Origin of the sequence: Sphingobacterium paludis (genome assembly GCF_004364125.1) — a bacterium.
In the GTDB taxonomy this organism is placed as follows: Bacteria; Bacteroidota; Bacteroidia; order Sphingobacteriales; family Sphingobacteriaceae; genus Sphingobacterium; species Sphingobacterium paludis.
In genome coordinates this window covers 163,692-183,434 of the sequence record NZ_SNZV01000001.1, presented here as the reverse complement: position 1 = coordinate 183,434, position 19,743 = coordinate 163,692, and the positions used below count along the sequence as shown (strand labels likewise).

15 protein-coding genes are annotated in these 19,743 nt (G+C 44.4%); 4 read left to right on the top strand and 11 right to left on the bottom strand.

Features of this window, described 5'->3' with window-relative positions; translation table 11 throughout:
- Window positions 1–170 precede the first annotated feature (170 nt).
- Window positions 171–1,685, top strand: a complete 1,515-nt coding sequence (locus B0I21_RS00815; protein WP_133638451.1) for a DUF4394 domain-containing protein — start codon at window positions 171–173, stop codon at window positions 1,683–1,685.
- Between the two features lie 571 nt (window positions 1,686–2,256).
- Here B0I21_RS00815 and B0I21_RS00805 read toward each other — a convergent pair.
- The 7 genes from B0I21_RS00805 to B0I21_RS00775 form a co-directional block, all read right to left on the bottom strand.
- Window positions 2,257–3,273: an alpha/beta hydrolase gene (locus tag B0I21_RS00805; RefSeq protein WP_133638449.1), complete on the bottom strand. Its 1,017-nt coding sequence runs from the start codon at window positions 3,271–3,273 to the stop codon at window positions 2,257–2,259.
- 228 nt (window positions 3,274–3,501) lie between these two features.
- Complete coding sequence (locus B0I21_RS00800) at window positions 3,502–5,373, bottom strand: RagB/SusD family nutrient uptake outer membrane protein (RefSeq protein ID WP_133638448.1); 1,872 nt, start codon at window positions 5,371–5,373, stop codon at window positions 3,502–3,504.
- A 15-nt stretch (window positions 5,374–5,388) separates the two neighbouring features.
- Window positions 5,389–8,739, bottom strand: a complete 3,351-nt coding sequence (locus B0I21_RS00795) for a TonB-dependent receptor (protein WP_133638447.1) — start codon at window positions 8,737–8,739, stop codon at window positions 5,389–5,391.
- An 87-nt stretch (window positions 8,740–8,826) separates the two neighbouring features.
- On the bottom strand, window positions 8,827–9,954 hold the full coding sequence (locus B0I21_RS00790; RefSeq protein ID WP_166637743.1) for a FecR family protein: 1,128 nt from the start codon (window positions 9,952–9,954) through the stop codon (window positions 8,827–8,829).
- Window positions 9,955–10,230: 276 nt separating this feature from the next.
- Window positions 10,231–10,575 carry a hypothetical protein gene (locus B0I21_RS00785; protein ID WP_133638445.1) on the bottom strand — a complete coding sequence of 115 codons (345 nt, stop codon included), beginning with the start codon at window positions 10,573–10,575 and terminating at the stop codon, window positions 10,231–10,233.
- A 72-nt stretch (window positions 10,576–10,647) separates the two neighbouring features.
- On the bottom strand, window positions 10,648–11,250 hold the full coding sequence (locus B0I21_RS00780; RefSeq protein WP_133638444.1) for an RNA polymerase sigma factor: 603 nt from the start codon (window positions 11,248–11,250) through the stop codon (window positions 10,648–10,650).
- A 205-nt stretch (window positions 11,251–11,455) separates the two neighbouring features.
- Window positions 11,456–11,926 (bottom strand): hypothetical protein, encoded by a 471-nt coding sequence (locus B0I21_RS00775; protein ID WP_133638443.1) that lies wholly within the window; start codon window positions 11,924–11,926, stop codon window positions 11,456–11,458.
- A gap of 598 nt (window positions 11,927–12,524) precedes the next feature.
- Here B0I21_RS00775 and B0I21_RS00770 point away from each other — a divergent pair.
- Window positions 12,525–13,670, top strand: a complete 1,146-nt coding sequence (locus tag B0I21_RS00770) for a BamA/TamA family outer membrane protein (RefSeq protein ID WP_133638442.1) — start codon at window positions 12,525–12,527, stop codon at window positions 13,668–13,670.
- A gap of 32 nt (window positions 13,671–13,702) precedes the next feature.
- On the opposite strand, the gene B0I21_RS00765 is transcribed toward B0I21_RS00770, so the two are convergent.
- Together B0I21_RS00765 and B0I21_RS00760 are read right to left on the bottom strand one after the other, a co-directional pair.
- Window positions 13,703–14,206, bottom strand: coding sequence for a GNAT family N-acetyltransferase (locus B0I21_RS00765; protein WP_133638441.1), 504 nt, complete (start codon window positions 14,204–14,206; stop codon window positions 13,703–13,705).
- 48 nt (window positions 14,207–14,254) lie between these two features.
- Window positions 14,255–14,461, bottom strand: a complete 207-nt coding sequence (locus B0I21_RS00760) for a hypothetical protein (protein WP_133638440.1) — start codon at window positions 14,459–14,461, stop codon at window positions 14,255–14,257.
- A gap of 147 nt (window positions 14,462–14,608) precedes the next feature.
- Between B0I21_RS00760 and B0I21_RS00755 the strand changes: the two genes are divergently transcribed.
- Both B0I21_RS00755 and B0I21_RS00750 read left to right on the top strand, forming a co-directional pair.
- On the top strand, window positions 14,609–15,190 hold the full coding sequence (locus tag B0I21_RS00755) for a YdeI/OmpD-associated family protein (protein ID WP_133638439.1): 582 nt from the start codon (window positions 14,609–14,611) through the stop codon (window positions 15,188–15,190).
- Window positions 15,191–15,378: 188 nt separating this feature from the next.
- Window positions 15,379–17,667, top strand: coding sequence for a cation:proton antiporter (locus B0I21_RS00750; RefSeq protein ID WP_133638438.1), 2,289 nt, complete (start codon window positions 15,379–15,381; stop codon window positions 17,665–17,667).
- A gap of 94 nt (window positions 17,668–17,761) precedes the next feature.
- On the opposite strand, the gene B0I21_RS00745 is transcribed toward B0I21_RS00750, so the two are convergent.
- Window positions 17,762–18,166, bottom strand: coding sequence for a hypothetical protein (locus tag B0I21_RS00745; protein ID WP_133638437.1), 405 nt, complete (start codon window positions 18,164–18,166; stop codon window positions 17,762–17,764).
- A gap of 103 nt (window positions 18,167–18,269) precedes the next feature.
- Window positions 18,270–19,658 carry an APC family permease gene (locus tag B0I21_RS00740; protein WP_133638436.1) on the bottom strand — a complete coding sequence of 463 codons (1,389 nt, stop codon included), beginning with the start codon at window positions 19,656–19,658 and terminating at the stop codon, window positions 18,270–18,272.
- Window positions 19,659–19,743: the final 85 nt, after the last annotated feature.

Sequence of the window (19,743 nt, the reverse complement as noted above, 5' to 3'; positions counted from 1 at the left end):
TACATCATCTACTATCGGTGCTCACGCATAGACCAACCTTTTTCCAACATCGAATCAACAAAGAAGAATACGGTCAAATACCTAAATCTATTTTTTTTAAAACGAAATGACAATCTTAGCGGTTAGATGTCTAAACATTATTTATCATATAATTCATTTAAATTTAAATTATGAATGTAAGACGTACATTTACTAAATTAATGCTCGCCGTGTTCGCTGTGGCATTGGTTTCATCTTGTAAGGATGACAATGGCATGAACGACGGCGACATGCAGGGACCAGACTTGATGGTTTATGGCCTCACCAACAACAATGAGCTGGTCGCATTTAATGCCAATCGTCCGGGTAATATGGAAAGCACGATCATGATTACTGGGTTAGGATCGGGCGAAAAGTTAATGAGCATTGATTTCAGGCCTGCTACGGGAGAACTATACGCTCTTTCAAGCGCATCTAAACTATACCGTGTGCATACGGAGTCAGCAGTGGCGCAGGTGGTTGGGTCTGCTAGTTTCGCACCTGCTATCGAAGGGGCCATAGCATCCATTGACTTCAATCCTACCGTTGACCGTATCCGTCTAGTATCGAACACAGGACAAAATTTACGCCTGCATCCCGAAACAGGTGCCTTGGCAGCGGAGGATGGCGATATCAGCCATAGTAGTCCTGTAAGTATTACGGGCGTCGCATACACGAATAGTGTCGCTGGCGCATCGTCAACTACGTTATACGATATTGACGCTACTTCCGGTATGCTATTTAAGCAAGACCCGCCGAATGACGGAAAATTGGTAGAAGTAGGTAGCCTAGGCATGCCGGTTACAGGACAAGTCGCCTTCGACATCAGCCCCGACAATCAAGCTGCACTTATCGCTGCCCGCAGTGGCAACACAAATGCGCTATATATGTTGAACCTAGACAATGGAAAAGCTAGTAGAATAGGCAATTTAGCCTTGGAATTGATGGATATTGCTATTCCTACACATCCCGTTGCCTATGCCGTTGATGCAAGCAATAACCTGCACATCATGAACCCAGAGAAAGACGGTTCGGTCACCAAAGCTATCGAAGGTTTGACATCGGGCGAGGCTATTTTAGGGATTGATTTCCGACCAGCGACGGGACAGCTGTACGCGTTAGGAAGCACCAACCGCATATACACCATTAATTTAAGCTCGGGAGCGGCGGCTCGAATCGGTACGGTACCGATAATCCCTTCACTATCCGGCACGAGCTTTGGATTTGATTTTAACCCTGCCGTTGACCTTATCCGCATCGTAAGCAACACCGGGCAAAACCTCCGTGTCAATCCCACGACTGGGATGATCGCCGGTGTAGACGGGAATTTAAAGCCAGGTAGTCCAGCGGTCAGTGCAGCAGCCTACACGAACAATGTTGCCGGAACCAGTACCACGACTTTGCTTGTTATGGACCATGTTGCGGGCAAATTGTATACGCAAGCACCACCGAACGATGGTCAGCTTACCGAAATTGGGGCCCTCGGTGTGGCGCTTACCGCATCAAACGGCTTTGACATTGGAAGCAAAAGCGGAAATGCATATATGATCGGTACGACGGGATCAACAACGAAACTATACCAAGTGAATACATCTACAGGAGCAGCAACAGCGCTGCGCGATATTCCAGTGGCGGTAACAGGTTTTAGTATCGGTCTTGGCTTCTAGTCAGACACGTACAAAAACTAAGCTTCTTAAAGAGAAGGGCTTATGATTGATTTCATAAGCCCTTCTTCTGTTTTTGGCATATAGTATTTTATGGGTAGTGAGTAACGAGTAATGGGTAGAGTGCAGAATTAGTATTTAGATTATAGTACTTAGTATGTAGAGGGTATTGCATAGTGAGTAATGGGTAGTGGGTAGTGCAGTATTAGTATGTAGATTATAGTACTTAGTATGTAGAGGGTGTTGCGGAGTGCGTAGTGGGTAGTGGGTAGTGCAGTATTAGTATGTAGATTATAGTACTTAGTATGTAGAGGGTATTGTGTAGTGAGTAGTGCGTAATGCGATGGAGCGACCGTCATTGGCAGCCTGAGGAACGAGGGCGCGGCAATCTTGCGTGTCGAGTAGTGAGTAATGAGTATGGCGTAGTGCGTGATGCGATGGAGGCGAACGTCATTGCGAGCCTGAGGAACGAGGGCGCGGCAATCTTGCGTGTCGGTAGACTTACCTGCTCATCGAAGATAATGTTGACTTTTAACTTTTTACTTTTCACTTCTCAATTTTGAATTTTGACTTTTTACTTTTCAATTTTTACTTTTGACTTCTCACTTTTACCCCGCACGAACGCTATCGTCAAGCGGACCACCTCGTCGATTTTTTCTTTCGGCATATTACCAAAACCATGATCACCGCCTTCTACAACAACTATTTCATTTGCAACGCCACAGCTGTCCAGCGATGTCTTTAACTTTTGCGATTGTGCAAGAGAGACGATCTTATCTTTGTCGCCATGGATGATGAGGGTTGAAATCGCTTTGGCTGTGACGCGATACCGTGGCGAATAGATTTTATTGACCTCCTTTACCTTTTCTTTGTCTTCCTTAAAGGATGTGCCTGTCATTGCTAGCGTTAGCTTTTCGCGAATATCGTGCAGCTTAGGTACAAACAATTTAAACATCGTGGTAGAGAAGCCATTTAGATCCACCTTAAATAATTCGTTAAGGTCGGTAGGGCCAAAATTGTCCACGATGTAATTAAGCCGCACGGGATAATTAGCTAGCTCCTCCCTTCCCTTATATTCGTCGTCACCGGAGTACGCAATCAACAGACCTAAATGTGCGCCCGCAGAGGCACCCCACATTCCGAAATTCGTTGTATCCAGGTTGTAATTGCTGGCGTGTTTATATAGCCAACGTACTGCATCTTTACAATCTTCAAGGGGTTGTGGGAAGTGAACGCTATCAGAAAGCAGGCTATAGCCAATACTCGCGACGGCAAATCCGTTTCGAAGAAGTTCTTCTTTCAGCTTTCGCATGTAGTAAATGCTTTCCATCTCTTTATCGCCAAAAGCCCAGCCACCCCCATGTATAACAATAACCAACGGAACTTTTGTCGTTTGCGCAACGCCAGGCAAAAAAAGATCCAATCGTGTGGAGTCTACACCCGACGATGGTTTATATCCGACGTCGATCAATGCGCGATAGGCGTAGGCCGATGAGTCTGTTTGTGCGTATGATGCGAAGACTGATGCATAAAAAATTGCGATTGCTGAAACAATCCGAATGTAGCATGGCGTAAAATATCCCTTGAGCATGTTTATCTTTTAGTATAATATGAAAAATTGCAAAGTCCCTAAGACTATGTCTGCGGTCTTTTTAATAACTTTCGAAAACCGCAAAAGTTTTCAGCATCTCTTTTTCACCCTAAAAACATGATTGGCGTAAAAGAAAAAAGGCAAACAGACGCTCAAGAAGCTCTGTTTGCTTTTTCTATCATCAGCTCGTCGGAATACCAATAGAATACGCCCTACTGCAACAAGGTTTTAATTCCAAAACGGATTTTGCACCAAATTAGCATTTTTATCGATCTTTGTTTGTGGCACAGGATACCAGTAATTTTTGGCCGTAAAGATCCGCCTTTGGTAAACCGATCGTTTAAAAAACGCCAAGGGGTTACTTTCATCATCATCTTTTTCGGTGCCCGAGAAATTCATTCCCCAAAAGTCACCGTTCAATGTTGTTTCGCCGATTTTCCATCGCCGAATATCCCGGAACCGGATGCCCTCATTGTTTAGCTCCACCCTGCGCTCTTTGCGTATTGCTTCACGCATTTCTGCCTGAGATGTTGGTATAGGCAATGCCTCTGCTCCGACCCCAAACGGAGGGACACCGGCCCGTACACGGATCTGGTTTAGGTAATTTAGAATATCTGGATTTCCGGGATCAGTCTCATTAAGTGCTTCCGCGTAGTTGAGATACACCTCACCAAGCCTATATAAAATACCGGGGCGATAGGGATTGATCCCATTTCGCGGGTCGTGATCTGGGTGCACTTTTTTACGGATCAAATAGCCATTCTGCGGTGCATCATGTGTCGGACCGCCATCCTGCGCACCACTATAAAACTGTGTCTTTCTTCCTTCGCGTCTAAACCATGCTTCATTGTAGAGTACCGATATGTAGAACCGGGGTTCGCGATGGGTATACATGTTATACGTGCCCGCTAGGGTCACCCTGCCGCCCCCTTGAGATTCGTCCCATTTTGTGTTCCGTACCTCATCCTGCGTGGAGAATCCCTTCTCCACATAGCCCGATTGCGGGTCATCAATCGATCTTCCATTTTCCATAAAAAAAGCGTCGACCAACGATTGTGTAACGCCATAATTCCCATTCCCACCCGTCCCCCTAGGCTGCGCAAACCGATCGTAATTCTGTACATCGGATTGTGGTCGCGCAAAAAGAATCTCATTATTTCCATCTTGCGGCCGACGAAACATCATGTTTTGATAGGAAAGAAAAGGATCAATAGTGCCATCATCGTTGTATTCGTAGTAAAGACGATGTCCGGCAGCCGCAGCTTCATCGAGCAGCAGTTTCGAAGCGTCTACCGCTTTCACCCATTTATTTGCATCGTAGGTGCTGTTATATATTTCCTCCCCGTTATTGTTCACGAAGCCTATGTATTCGGTATTGCCATTCACTAAGGGGCTAGCGGCAAAGAGCAAAAGCCGCGCCCGAACAGCGAGGCACATGATGGATGTGGCTCTGCCATATTTTTGCGCAGCGGCGTACCGGGCAGGCAGTAGTGCCGAAACATCCAATAGTTCCTGGTCTATCCATTGCACAACTTGATCAAAAGGTGTCTGTCCAATCATAAGCTCGTCTTCGCTCGCTTGCGAATTCGTGATGCCAAGTTGGAAAGGAATGGCTCCATAGGTTTCCAATAGCAGCGAATAATAATAGGCAATCATGAAACGGGCTTCTGCTTTCATAAGCGCCACCTCACTTTCGGGCACAAGCTGGGCATCGTTTGGCCTTACATTGTCTATAAATATATAGGCCGATCGGATTCGTCGGGGTAGCTCCACCCAGTAATTGGCTGCCCAAGGTGTGCTGGGGTTCCAATTACCAACTTGCTTCGCGATTACCGCCCATCCAAATTGTTCCAGACCCGGTGACGGCGCCATGTCATCCGATAATGGATCCACCTCCAACACATTTGCATAACCAAAATAGGGATCCGGGACATTGCTATAAACACCTGCCAACCAATCCTCTGTACGTGTTTTATCGTTAAAAACCATTTCTAATGTCAACTGATCATCTGGCATACGATCCAAGAATTTGCTACAAGACACCAAAGTGGTCAATCCACCCACTAAGCCAGCCAGTATCTTTATTTTAATTGCGTTCATATCGAATAAGCTTTACTATTTAAAATTTAATTCCAATCCAAATGATACCGATTTCATGATCGGGTAGTGCATCCCGTTAGTGACAGACAGCTCGGGATCCCAAAGTTTAAAGCCAGAGAATGTCAATAAATTGTTGCCCCGTGCAAAAAGGCGTAAAGAAGCTACCTGCACCCGGTCAAGCCAGCTTGATGGGAAGCTATAGCCAAGCTCTACATTCCGCAAGCGCAAGAAGCTCATGTCCCGCAACCACCAAGTAGAAGGTACATTGTTATTGGCGCTTTGATAATCGGATAACCGTGGATAAAAAACGTCTTGCCGGGGATTATCTACCGTCCATCTATCGGCTACATTATCAAATATATTTCCCAAAGCCCCATTGGCACTACCCGGGATAAAGTTTGGCCCACCAATAATTCTGGAGGTGTTAGCCAAGCCCTGAAAGAAAAATCCAAAATCTAAAGATTTATATCGTGCGTTCGCTCCAAAGCCATACACGATCTGTGGGTCAACCGTCTTGCCAATAGCGGTTAAGTCCAAGGCATCAACGACGCCATCGTTGTTCAGATCACGATAGCGTATGTCTCCCGGTCGAACCACACCAAATGTATGCCTTGGGATTCCCTCGCGCAGTACGCCGTTCGCCACATCAGCAAAGTCTCCCTCGGTAAATAAGCCCTCCGCAATATAGCCGAATAACTGCCCTATTGGTCTGCCCGTTGACGAACGCGGTGTTCCAATTACAGCACTTGGCTCATCCTGCTCGACTATTTTATTCGCTGCATAGGTAAATGTTCCACGAACGGATAGAAAAAAGTGTTCGCTTAAAGCTTTTTTAGCATCCAGCGAAATATCTACTCCCCTATTATTTACTTGTCCAAAATTCGCCCAGGGCATGGTCGTAAAACCACTCGAGCCGGGAATAGATCGTCGCTGCATGAAAATATCCGTACGCTTCTCCGAGAATAGATCAAGCTGCAAATCCACAGCATTCCAAAGCCCTAGTTCTAGGCCCAGATTTGTTTTGGCCACCGTTTCCCATGTTAAATTTGGATTACCCTGATCTCCCTCCCAGCGCCCAGCCCTGAAAAAATTATTTTCAAGACCCCACGTGTAGCCATTACCCTGATTAATCGTCGTGATATACGCAAACCGACGACCATCTAGGCGATCGTTGCCCACAAGTCCATATGATCCACGGAACTTAATCTTGGAAAACACATGACGCATATTCGACATAAATGGTTCTTCGGAGAGATACCAGCCTACTGCAAAAGACGGAAAGAAACCGAATCGCTTCCCACGCGCAAAATTTTCTGACCCATTATATCCGAAATTAAATTCAGCTATGTAGCGGTTACCATAGTTATACGAAAACCGCGATGCGATACCCTGATTACGGAATGGCAATAAATCCCCCGTATCTAAATTTCGTTGGTTGTAAAGGATCATCCCCTCCACATTATGCTTGCCAAAAATACGGGCATAATTGATGGCGCCCTCCAGGTACATACTATTGCTCCCCCATTCGGAGCCTCTATCGTAACCTAAAAATTCCTGCCCATAGGTATCAATAACTAAATCTAAACTTCCATCAGGTAAACGACCTATAGCAGGATTGTAGTAATCGGGACTTTTGCTACGCACAACCGAGTTGCCCGAAAACCGATCGAAAGAAAATAAACCTCTTACCTTTAAACCCTTTAAAAAAAAAGCTAAATCCTGTTCTACCGCGAATAGGGATTCGATTTGGCTGTCACTAAAGCGCTCATAACCGCGCTGCGTCGCCAGTGCCCAGGGATTTGTTCGTTGCGATGTACGTGGGATTTGCCCACTGGAATAGATAGTAGGGTGGACGAAAGGTGGAATTATGAAAGCTTCCTGAAACAGCTCATCAACTCGCTGTGGTGCACGGCTCCTATTTTGCAGATAGCCTCCTATATTTAATCTAAAGAGGGTTGTCGGACTAACGTTAACATCAACATTCGACCTCACATTATAGCGAGATAGCTTGGATGAGGAGTCCCAGGCTTGTGCTCTATCGCGTTCGATCAAGCCCTGCTCTTGGTAAAAGGATGTTACTAAGGAATACCGTAAAATATCTGAGCCACCGTTCACACTGACATTCGCTCTCGTATTCGCTGCTTGGTCACGTAGGATAGCGTCTAGCCAGTTCACATCCGGATACAGATCAGGGTCTACTCCATTTCGAATGTTATCAATACGCTCTTGGCTATATGCCGGATTCCGACCACTTTCGCGCTGAATGCTGTTCAACACCTCCAAGTAATCCGCTGCACCGATAAATTTTGGCAATTGCACCGGCGAAGTTATCCCCTGTTCAAAACGCGTGGTCACAGTCGGCTTTCCAACCTTCCCCATTTTGGTATTAATCAAAATAACACCATTTGCTCCACGCACGCCATACACGGCGCTTGCGGCAGCATCTTTAAGAATGGAAAATGATTCAATCTCTTCCGGATCCATATTGTTTAATGATCTTTCTACACCATCTACCAAGATCAATGGTTGTCGATTTTGTCCAAACGTACTCACCCCCCGGATCCAGAAGGTTGAGTTATCGAAGCCTGGTTCTCCTGTCCGTTGTACAGCGATGACACCAGCCAGCTGCCCCGCCAAGTTGTTACTCAAAGATCGCGAGGTACCGAGTTTAAGTAACTGGGGCTGTATGGTTGTTATCGCACCAACTACCGAGGCGCTTCGCTGGGTACCAAAGCCGACAACGACCACTTCATCCAGCGCATTCGTACTATCCTTTAACACGACTCTGTAGTTCGCCCGATTCGTCAAAACCAATCGCTCTTCAACATACCCTAATAGCGTTATACGCAAATCAAGATCTTGCGGAGTTACCGCAATAGTGAAGCGTCCTTCATCATCGCTAAACACCTGATTTTTACTCACTCCGCTTACGATCGTCGCGTTTGAAAGATGCTTACCTCGTTCATCCATAACCTCACCGTTAACCATGCGTTCCTGCTGATCGGCCACATGTACAGGTATTTTCCTTAAAATAATGGTATTATCCTTTATGGTATACGAAACCGATTTCGGAAGTAGATGTTGCAGCACGTTTGCAAGGGACGCATCAGTAAAACGAGCAGACACTTTCTTGTTATCATCTAGATCTTCCGGCGAATACATAAATTTCAATCCCGTTTTTGCGTTTAGGTTTTTAAACGCCTGCTTCAATGATACATCGCTGAAGGTGATGGTTACCCTTTCTTGTAACCGTTTGGAAGGCGTTCCTCGGGCAGTGGTTACCGTTAAGGATAGCGCAAAAAGAAACAAAAGAGGCCTTCCTGCAAGCAGCGAACGCCTACAATTTTTAATAATTAATGCATACATTTGAGATAAATTGATTAGTCAGATAATTAATTTGTTAGCGCCTTCTAAGGCTCGTCGTAAGGGGTGTTACAGCATCCCTTACTTTTGTCACCGTGCTGTCACATATATCACTCCTTTCTTTTTATAATAATGCACCTTATTTGTCATTTCTATGATGTCTAATACATCGTCTATCTGTTGATATCGACTAACCGTGCCGGTAATAGGCAAATCTTTGGCGGATCCCATCACACGAATACGATGACCATACCAGTTAGCCAATTCATGCATTACATCCTCTAATTTCTCCTCATCGAAGATAAATAGGCCCTTTCTCCAAGCGTTAACTTTTCCATCATGTCCATTGTTAGCTACATAAATTCTACTTTCCCCTGTTGCCAAAAAGGCCTCTTGCCCCGGGACAAGTAAAACTTCATTTTTGCTGAGATTGTGCGTCAGGCGGACACTTCCTTCCTCAAGATGAATATGCTCTTCTGCTTCGGCAGTAGCATCAACGTTAAAACGGGTTCCCAGTACTTCTATGGTCTGGAGGCGAGTTTCTACAATGAATGGAATGCGCTGGCCATTTCTCAACAGCTTTTTAACGGCAAAAGAAGCAATGCCTTTCGCCAACACGCGTCGCTCATGTCCATCAACGGCGGATACATACTGGACAAGTGCCATCGGCGCAAGCTTTACGACACTTCCATCCTGCAATATCACAGTACAAATTTCATTAGAGGGGTTGCTCACCGTGATGGTATCCTTCAAATACTGCGGTTGAATATTTGCGAGGTTCAATACCGTTTCCCCTCCTGAGGTTTCCAGTGAACCACCTTTCGGCAAACTGTCTTGAATATTAAAACGATCGTCTCCGATGCGAAGTGTCGCGCCCACTATGGTTCTAGACCGTTGTTGGGGTAGAGCATCATCACCCTTATAACGAAGTACATAGATTGTCAGGAACGTAAATGATAGGGCAATACACGCCGCTGTAGGTATATATAATTTGTATTTGCGTTTTGCCTTCTGTGGTTGGCTTTGGATTTGTGAAGCTATTTCCTGTTCCATTTCGGACCCAATACGACGCAAATCATGATCGGAAATGAGCTTCTGAGGTACATTCTCGTAAAATTGATCAATCAAGTTTCGCTCATCCGGATTCGATTCACGACGCAGGTATCGCAAAAATGCAGATTGCAATATTGATCTTACTTTGTTTTTAGGTGAAGACATATACATCAATTTATAGGCGATCGTTATGTATATGTCGCAGAACAGGAGCAAACTCCCAAAAAAATATTTTTTTTCTGAAAAAAGTATGTGAAAGCCCGATTGCTTGTCGGTTTACCTAGCGGCCCAAACCTTTTTTATGCTTATACCATGTACCCTCCTGGATACCGCGCATCATCCCATCTACCGAGCTTGAATACCGTTACCGCTTTCTCGCCATTATCGTCGTCTTCATCATCTTCATCCAAATCATGAAATCCCGTGAAGGTGATACCAACATTAAAAAAAAATTAAGAATCCAAGACTTTCATAAGGCTTGTTTCCCAACCCTACGATATGCTTCAAAACATCTAGTGGTTTTTCTTTAAAAACATACATACCGTCGTACTGCAATAATTTTACACCGCTACCAAAACCCATTTCAACCACTCCCGTTCCGTCCTTTGCATAGACAACGTCGAAATCTTTTTTTTCTCGAATTTCCATAATCTCATCGCCTTGATCTTCAATATGATCGGGAAGCCCTATTTCCGCGGCCACCTCATCGGCGGTCATGCCAAATTTCAGCGATCCAACGCCGACATAGGGCTGTATTTCGAATGGCGTATTCATTTTTCTTTCCATTATGCGTACTTCGTAGTTTTAAAGATGATGAAATAAGATTCTATTAAGAATGAAAAGCTTGTTTACCGTAGCTTATATAATTGTTGATATCTTAAGAACGTGATATATAGCAAGCAGAAGAAATACGTACATGATTTTTTTAAGCATTTGTTTCAAAAGCATTGTTGCATTGAGGAGCTGATTCTGCACTGTTTTGGTTGATATGTTAAGCATACTACTAATTTCACGCGTAGTCTTGTCTTCTATAAATCGTAGTGTAAAAATTTGACGTCTTTTTTTGGGTAAAGAAGCTATCCAGTTTGCTACGAACACATGGTATTCTTTTTCCAGCGTTCTACCATCTGCACACTCCACATCACACAAGGTATCAATAAAGTCTTCGACAACTTCAAATCGCATGGTACGCCTGCGAAATTGATCAATGACCTTATATTTAACAGCTTGATACAAGTACTTCTCTACTGATTCAATACGTTTCGAAGACCGTTTATTCCACAAATCGACAAAAAGGTCCTGTATAATATCCTTAGCGAGAAGCTCATTATTGAGCCGTGAATTGGCTTTTACGAAAAGCTTCAGCCATGTTCGTTGGTACAGTTCGTCAAATGCTAAGTTATCATCTCGCTGCACCAAGAAAAATAATTCCTCTGGACTATATTGTGCATATATTGACATATATCGTTTTACCTGTTTAAAATTGATTAATGCAATTTATTAAATATTTCATCAAAAAAAAATAAGCCCTACTAGGACTTATATTAAAAAAAAAAAATTGATAAATACTTATCGACCTTTCAATAATCTGTCGCAATCGTGTAGAGCAATCTGCAACAACGGATATTGCTGATTTTTTTATTCCGTCAGAGGTATTTTAACGGGTTTAAATCTTATATTCAGATAATCTATCTCGAAAATTATCCCATCGACCTGATTTGAATACGGTTACAGCTTTTTCTCCATTATCATCATCTTCGCCATCATCGTCTAGATTATGAAAGGCCGTAAAGGTGATGCCCATATCCAAGAGAACTAAAAATCCCAAGAGTTCATAAATCTTACTTCCTGACGCGGTGATATGCGTCAACACATCGAGTGGCTTTTCTTCAAAAACGTAAATACCATCGTAGTGCAATGATCTTATACCACTACCAAACCCCATTTCTACAATCCCACCCCCATTCTTCGCGTAAACCACCTGTAGGTCGTGACCCGCTCGAGATTCTCTGATCTCGTCACCCTGATCCCGAATAGAATCAGGTTTACCCAGTTTTTTTGCGACCTCTTCCTGTGTCATACCAAATTTTAGAGGTCCAACGCCAACATAAGGCTGAATTTCAAATCCTGTATTCATTTTAGCATCTATTTAATAAAGCTGCGTGGTCGTGAAACGAATCGATACCCGTCGTGACAATACGCTCATCTAGCTATCCGTCATGAAATTACCATGCCGCCATGCCCGTCTAAGAACAAACAAACGTAAGATATCCATCTTCCGTGAATCAGCGGCCAATTTAAAATGAGTAACTTTCTGGAGAATATCCCGTAGACATTTTCGCGTGTTATCGACTTCCTGCTCAAGCGTCTGCAACAGCATATGTTTTTTCGTAAAAATACAAAAAAAAGACCGTCCTACAACCAAATGAAGGGGTTCAAAGCTCACGCGGCGTAGCGCTAACCAACGAAAATGAGCAAGAACATCAAAAGCTTTATGACTTAGCGTAAACACGGTATATACTGTACAGGTAAGCATCTTGCTTCAACTGATCATTTTTTACCGTGAAAAAAAGCTTTGTACAGTAAGACGCACTTGGGAAAAGGAAGAAAAACCTCCTTATTTGACTTTCAGGCTATATTAGTCAATTATTTTAAAAAATATCGGATCAGCCTTACGGTGATTCAGCATCTTTTATCTATTTTTAAGCGGTTAAAGTAAATGTTAAAACACGCGAATGAAGAAGCGCAATCCATTCTTTTTTCTTTTCTTGTACGGTATTTTAGGACTATCCACAGCAAAAGCACAGGGTTTTAAAAATGGTTGGGTGGGTCGCTACGTTAACTCCATTATCAACGATACTACGTCGGCAGAAAAGTCAACGCTTACTGTGTATCCCACCTTTGCGTCGGCGCCGGAAACGGGTGTAGAGCTGGGCGCCTCCATCTTAAAACTATTTTATGCGAAAGGTGACACATTAAATCGGCTCAGTGAAATGCAGGCTTTCACATTTTTCACATTTAAAGGTCAGTATGGAATTGTGCTGGATAATGCCATTTATGGCGATCAAGATAAGTGGTTTTTTCTGGGAGAAACCAAAATTCAAAAATTTCCACTATCCTATTACGGCATTGGCCCCAATACAGCTGGAGATCACCCGGCTGTGGTAGATGCTTTCCAGGTGCTTTTTAAGCAACGCGTACTCCGGCGGATAAAAAAGAATCTGTTTGTCGGCCCGGAACTAGATTATCAACTGCTATCTGGCGTTAACTTCGAGCAGCCGGAAGAGGGAAGCCCCTATCCAATCCCCGTCGGCGGCGACGGTACCCAAAACCTCGGATTCGGCTTAGGTCTAGTGTATGACAATCGACACAATGTATTAAATGTTCGGGAGGGGTTGTTTGCGGAGCTTGCTTATCTCAAGACATTCTCCGGGTTTGTAAGTGACTACTCCTTCGGTACCGTCAATATGGAGGTTCGCTCGTTTCATAAAATAGCAAAAAACAATGTTTTGGCATGGCAAGTGAAGGGTCAATTCCTACATGGAGAGGTGCCCTTCAACCAATTAACGATGCTGGGTGGCGACCGACTTATGCGCGGCTACTACCTGGGGCGTTATCGCGATAGGAATCTGATAGCCGTCCAAGCGGAATACCGTATGTTGCCTTTCGGCTTCAGTAAAAGGCTGGGCGCTTCCGTGTTCGCGTCCGCAGGAGCGGTGTCCCCAACCTTAGGTGGTTTCCAAATGCGCAATGTACGGGTAGCTGGCGGTGTAGGCTTGCGTTATTTGTTGTTCCCGAAAAAAGATATCTACATCCGTTTTGATGTAGGGTTTACACGAGAAGGCGCTAACTTTTATATCTTTAACGGAGAAGCATTTTAAAGCGCTTATATAACAACAGCAACCACCACATGTTATAATACTTTCTCGAACGCCTTTCGCGCGCTGCCGCGAAAATAAACCTCGCCGCAGTACCTATAACCTGCACGATAAAATAGCTTTAGCATAGCAGCGTTATCAAAGTTTGTATCGGCACGTACACTACGGATATTATTCGCCGATGCAAATCTCTCTATCTCGGAAAGCATCACTTTTGAAAGCCCTTTTCCCAAGTGGGTTGCGCTAATGGCTACCCGATGAAAAACGACAAAATCCGCATCGCTGAGCCATTTACCCTCGATGTTCGTATAGGCGGGCTCATCATTGATCAATACCGCTGTATACCCAACAATTTCTTCGCCATCAAGCAAAACGAAGCCTTGCCCATGTTCGATATCCTGCGCAACGACGGTTGGGTTCGGATATCCATCTTGCCATTGCGCACTGCCGTCTGCCTTTCTTCGTTCAATGGCGTCTTGCAAGATCGCCCAAATGGCGCTTCCTTCATTTAAGGTTGCTTTTCGAAATGTATATTCCATAGTCTATGGTGCGAAGATAGCAAGTTTAGATGAAAAATACACGGGCAGCTAGCGCACCCTACCGAACCGAATTCCGCCGATAATCATCAGGGTGATAACAATCGCCGACCAACCCGGATAATGGATGAACAGGTAAATCGTCAGTCCACAAATAAATAGCAGTACCAGAAACAAAAAGGCTTTCTTTATCGAATCCATGTTGCACATAGCTACGACAGCCAATAGTGCAACGAGGCCTATGAATAGTATTAACATCACGCAATTTAACCCTATTCATGTTAAATCGGTATTAAGTTTTATGGATAATATGTCATTATACGGCAGTAGCTTTAAAGATTTATTCGCGCTATATTTTTATCCGTTGCCATTTTTTAAGTACTTTGTGTACATCATATCCTTTCTATGCCCAACACGGAGATACAACAGATACATTTTTCAGATGCTACGGCCTGGCGGAAATGGCTGCTGGAAAACCATGCTACAGCAGACGGTGTTTGGATGATATGCTTCAATAAGAAGTCCGGCAGGCCAAGTGTTCCATGGACGGAGGCGGTCGACCAAGCCTTATGTTTCGGTTGGATTGATAGCATAAAACAATCGGTAGATGAACATTCTTCTGTACAATTCTTTGGGAAACGAAAGGCGAAAAGCACCTGGTCCAAGATTAACAAACAAAAAATTGAACAGTTGATAGCAAGCGGTTTGATGGCTGCTGCGGGCTTCCGGGCAATAGCGATTGCCAAGGAAAACGGATCTTGGACGGTCTTGGACGAAGTAGAGGCTTTTCATATTCCAGCCGATCTGGAAGCAGCACTTATGAAAGCACCCGAAGCGTATTCATTTTTCAGCAACCTCAGTAAGTCGAGTAGAAAAGCACTGCTGCAATGGACCGTCTTGGCTAAGAAGCCCGAAACAAGACGGCGGCGAATTGAAGAAATTGCAGCTGCTGCCGCCCTTGGAACGAAACCGACCCCATTTCGTTAAACCCTTCATCCCACAAAAAAAGGGCTTTTATGATAGGTTAAGCCTTACCGCTACTCCGGCAACGAGGGTCTATCCACTCGCTTCATTACAAAATACTCCGCTCTTGTTCCATAATTGACGATACAAATTGCCAGATCAATACCTTACCTGTATCATTGCATCATACAAGGACTGGTCAAACGATAGCGATGAGAAAATTCAGGAATGCGATATTTTATGTGGGGATAATAGGTGTTTTTTCCCTATTGATGTATTGGATTATCCTCAACGGCGTAAAGCTGGAAAGTGGTAAACATATAACAATACCAACGGGTGACAACAACCAATGGTCAGATTTTTTGACATCGCTTGTTCATAACATCCAGCATCCTCTGGCTATTCTGCTTGCACAGATTGTGACGATTATTCTTGTTGCACGGCTATTCTCTTGGATATGTGTAAAAATTAAACAACCCGCCGTTATCGGAGAAATGATAGCCGGCATCGTACTTGGCCCCTCCCTCATCGGCATGTACTTCCCCGAATTTTCAGCAGCCCTTTTCCCCAAGGAGTCGTTAGGCAATCTTCAATTCCTCAGTCAGATCGGACTTATTCTCTTCATGTATATCGTGGGGATGGAAATTGACATGAAAATCTTGAAGCATAAGGCGCATGACGCAGTGGTCATCAGTCATGCGAGCATCATTATGCCATTTGTTATGGGATTAGGGTTAGCGTATTTTTTGTACGACCAGTTTGCACCGGCCAACGTGCAGTTTCTTTCGTTTGGCCTTTTCGCAGGTATTGCGATGAGTATTACCGCTTTCCCGGTGCTGGCACGTATCGTGCAGGAAAGGGGAATAAATAAAACGAGGCTTGGTACAATTGTGATCACCTGCGCCGCTGCTGACGATATCACGGCTTGGTGTATTTTAGCCGCTGTTATTGCCATCGTCAAAGCGGGGTCGTTTGGCAGTGCGGCTTACACCATCGTATTAGCCATCTTATATGTCATCATTATGATACGGGTGGTACGCCCGTTTTTGCTGCGTATCGGCGAGTTGAACAGTTCGAAAGAAAGCCTGAGCAAAAGCATCGTGGCGATTTTTTTCCTGGTGCTCATTCTGTCTGCCTACGCCACCGAAATCATAGGCATACATGCATTGTTCGGTGCATTCATTGCCGGCGCTATAATGCCAGATAACATTAAGTTCCGGAACATATTCATTGAAAAGGTTGAAGATGTAGCGCTCGTATTGTTACTACCATTATTCTTCGTATTCACAGGCCTTCGCACACAAATAGGCTTATTAAACGAGCCTTACCTTTGGAAAATAGCAGCGCTTATTTTTGCGGTTGCTGTGGTAGGTAAGTTCGTCAGTAGTGCACTCGCTGCTAAATTTGTTGGGCAAAACTGGCGAGATAGCCTCGCCATTGGGGCCCTGATGAATACCCGCGGGCTGACAGAACTTGTTGCCCTAAACATTGGCTATGACCTAGGGGTGCTTACCCCCGAGTTGTTTTCGATGATGGTTATCATGGCTTTAGCAACCACGTTTATGACCGGGCCAACCTTAGACTTTATTGACTGGCTTTTTCGAAGAAAAAAAGGAGACACTGTGATCCAAAAGGTAACCGAGCATTTTAAAGTCCTGATATCATTTAGCAACCCCGAATCCGGTCGAGCGCTATTTCGGCTAGCCCACAACCTAAGTAAGACAGAATCGGAAAACACCCAAATTACCGCCATGCATATTGTGGATAGTGAAAAACTGCATCACTATGACACCGATCAATTGGAGCGGGAAAAATTTGAAGTGCTCTTTGAAGAGTCTAAGGTGTTGGATAGGGAGCTTACTACAATGTTTAAAATGTCCTCGGACATTGACGCAGAAATCATTGACGTCGTGAATAACGAAGAACGTTTTGATTTACTTCTTGTGGGGCTTGGACAATCCATCTACAAAGGTACGCTGCTGGGTAATGTGTTGGGCTTTACGACGCGACTCATCAACCCGGAGAAACTGATGAATACCGTAACAGGTAAGGAACAACTTTTCAAAAAGCATAGTTTTGACGAAGGACTTACGCAAATTATTACCAAGGTTCAGATCCCTGTAGCAATCTTGATCAACAAAAATTTCAAATCTGCCGAACGTATTCTGATCCCCATCTTCGGAAAGCAAGATCTACACCTTTTGTCCTTTGCCACACGCTTAATACGCTGCAACGACTCACAAATTGAGTTGCTTTTTATGAAAGCCGGGCTGCAGCAAAGCCCGTTAGCGGAACGCGTTCACAAATTGGAAAACGACTTCCCAAACAACGTGATCAGCAGCGAGCGACAGGCGGCCAACTTGCCCCTTGAAAACCACTATGATCTGCTGATCACCAGCACAGAAAGCTGGACGAGCTCTTGGGAACAGGATGAGCAGCACGTATTCGGTAGGTTGTCTATATTGATCATCGCTAAATCCATGAATAGTACAGCACCCTGATAGGGATGTGTGTGCTGTGTAGCCTTCACCCGGGCTGCGCTGGAAATAGGCCCGTACTGCATGCTATCCCGGGCCATTATTCGATTTACGTGCGCTAGAGGCGACGACCGATGGTGAAATTACCAAAATGAACCATCGGATTGCTTACCGAATCATCGCAGAAATGCTCAAGATCCTCATCGGTATATTCTCCCGGATCGGCACCATTGCGAATAAATTCAACCTTCCTCGAAAAATAGTTCATAACATGACAAAATGGTCCTTTGAACGTGTAGTCGCTAACGTCCGAAATATCAAAAAAAGATTTTGTGCTCCGATTTTCTTCACCGTAGACAAATAGGTCGTTTGCCAGCCTGACGAGGTTTTTCAATTCCGTATGTAACGTAGGCGGATCGACAAAAACACGCTCGCCAAAGTACCGGCTATTGATCATCTGGTCCAGTGCTTCTTTGGTATCGATTCGGTAGATTAAATTTGACAGATCTGTAGTCGTATCCATATAGACAGGTTATTATTATTTACCGAGAAACAATACAAATTCTATACCATCGCCACCTCGATGCTTGGCGAGCGTAAACATTTATTTTTAGGCAGCAACAGTGCTACACATGAGCCTTCCGGTTAAAAACGTAGTAAATAGGAATTCCGACCAGTACCAGAATAAATCCGGGCCAGGTATACTCGCCCTTGTACACAATGAGCAAACCACAAAATAGGATGCCGATCAACAAATAGATGAAGATAGGAAGTGGATATAGAAACGTTTTATAGGGTCTATCCATTTTTGGTGCCTTCCAGCGTTGGTAAACGACGCCGAACACGGTGATCATATAGAAAATAACAATCACGAAGGAGACCATATCCAGCAAATTACCATATTGCCCACTAAGGCACAACATGGAAGCCCAAGCGCCTTGCAGCCATAACGATCTTGCGGGCACGTCTCGACTATTATTTGGAATAACCTGTTTTAAAAAAAGACGATCTTTGGCCATCGTTTGAAAAACCCTCGCTCCGGAAAGTACCAAGCCGTTCACACAACCGAAGGTAGACACCATAACCAATAGCGCCATGGCTAGCGTTCCGTGTTTACCCAATAATTTTTCTGCTGCGGCTATAGCCACCCGGTCGTTTGCTGCAAAGGCTATTTCATCACGTGTGAGCGTTGCTGTGTAAACGTAGTTGCACAACAGATAAAGTAGCATGACAAGCGAGGTTCCAATGACCATCGCCCGTACAATGTTACGCTCTGGATTTTTCACTTCCCCGGATATAAACGTAACGTTTTCCCACGCCACGCTACTAAAAATTGCTCCGACCATGGCCGCCGCTATACCTCCCAACAAGGTCGTGCCATCAATAGCGTTCCATCCTCCCCCTTCCCCAGTATGTTGAAAAGCTGACCAGCCGAATTGCATATTTTCCGCAAATAAGCTTTTTTGCATGAGATTGATACCACCAAATACCAGCGCCACCAATGCGATAATTTTGGCAGCCGTGAAAATAGACTGCACTAATTTGCCGGAATGCAGTCCTCTTGTATTGATATAAGTGAGTAAAAGGATCACGCCGATAGCAACGATTTGCATCCAGGTAATCATAAATGTACCGTGTTGATAAATGGGCGCCGCATCGTTCAAAGCGGGAAAGATATAGCCTGCGAATTTACCGAAAGCGACTGCAACCGCTGCGATCGTACCCGTTTGGATCACTGCAAAAAGACTCCACCCATAGAGAAATCCAGTCATACGACCAAAAATTTCTTTTAGATAGGCATACTGACCGCCAGCCCGCGGATACATAGAAGACAGCTCACCATAACATATCGCCGCAGAGACCGTCGCTACCGCCGTCAAAATCCACACCGTAAAAAGCCAATATCCGGATCCAAGTTGCCGCATCATGTCAGAACTGACGATAAAAATACCACTTCCGATCATGGAACCCATCACAATCATTATTGCATCCCACAGCGTTAATTGACGTTTCATATTTTAAGGCTTTTTGCTTATCAAACCTACAAATATTAAGCGAAATCCGGAAACAGATCCAAAATTGTTATTGGAACACGACCTT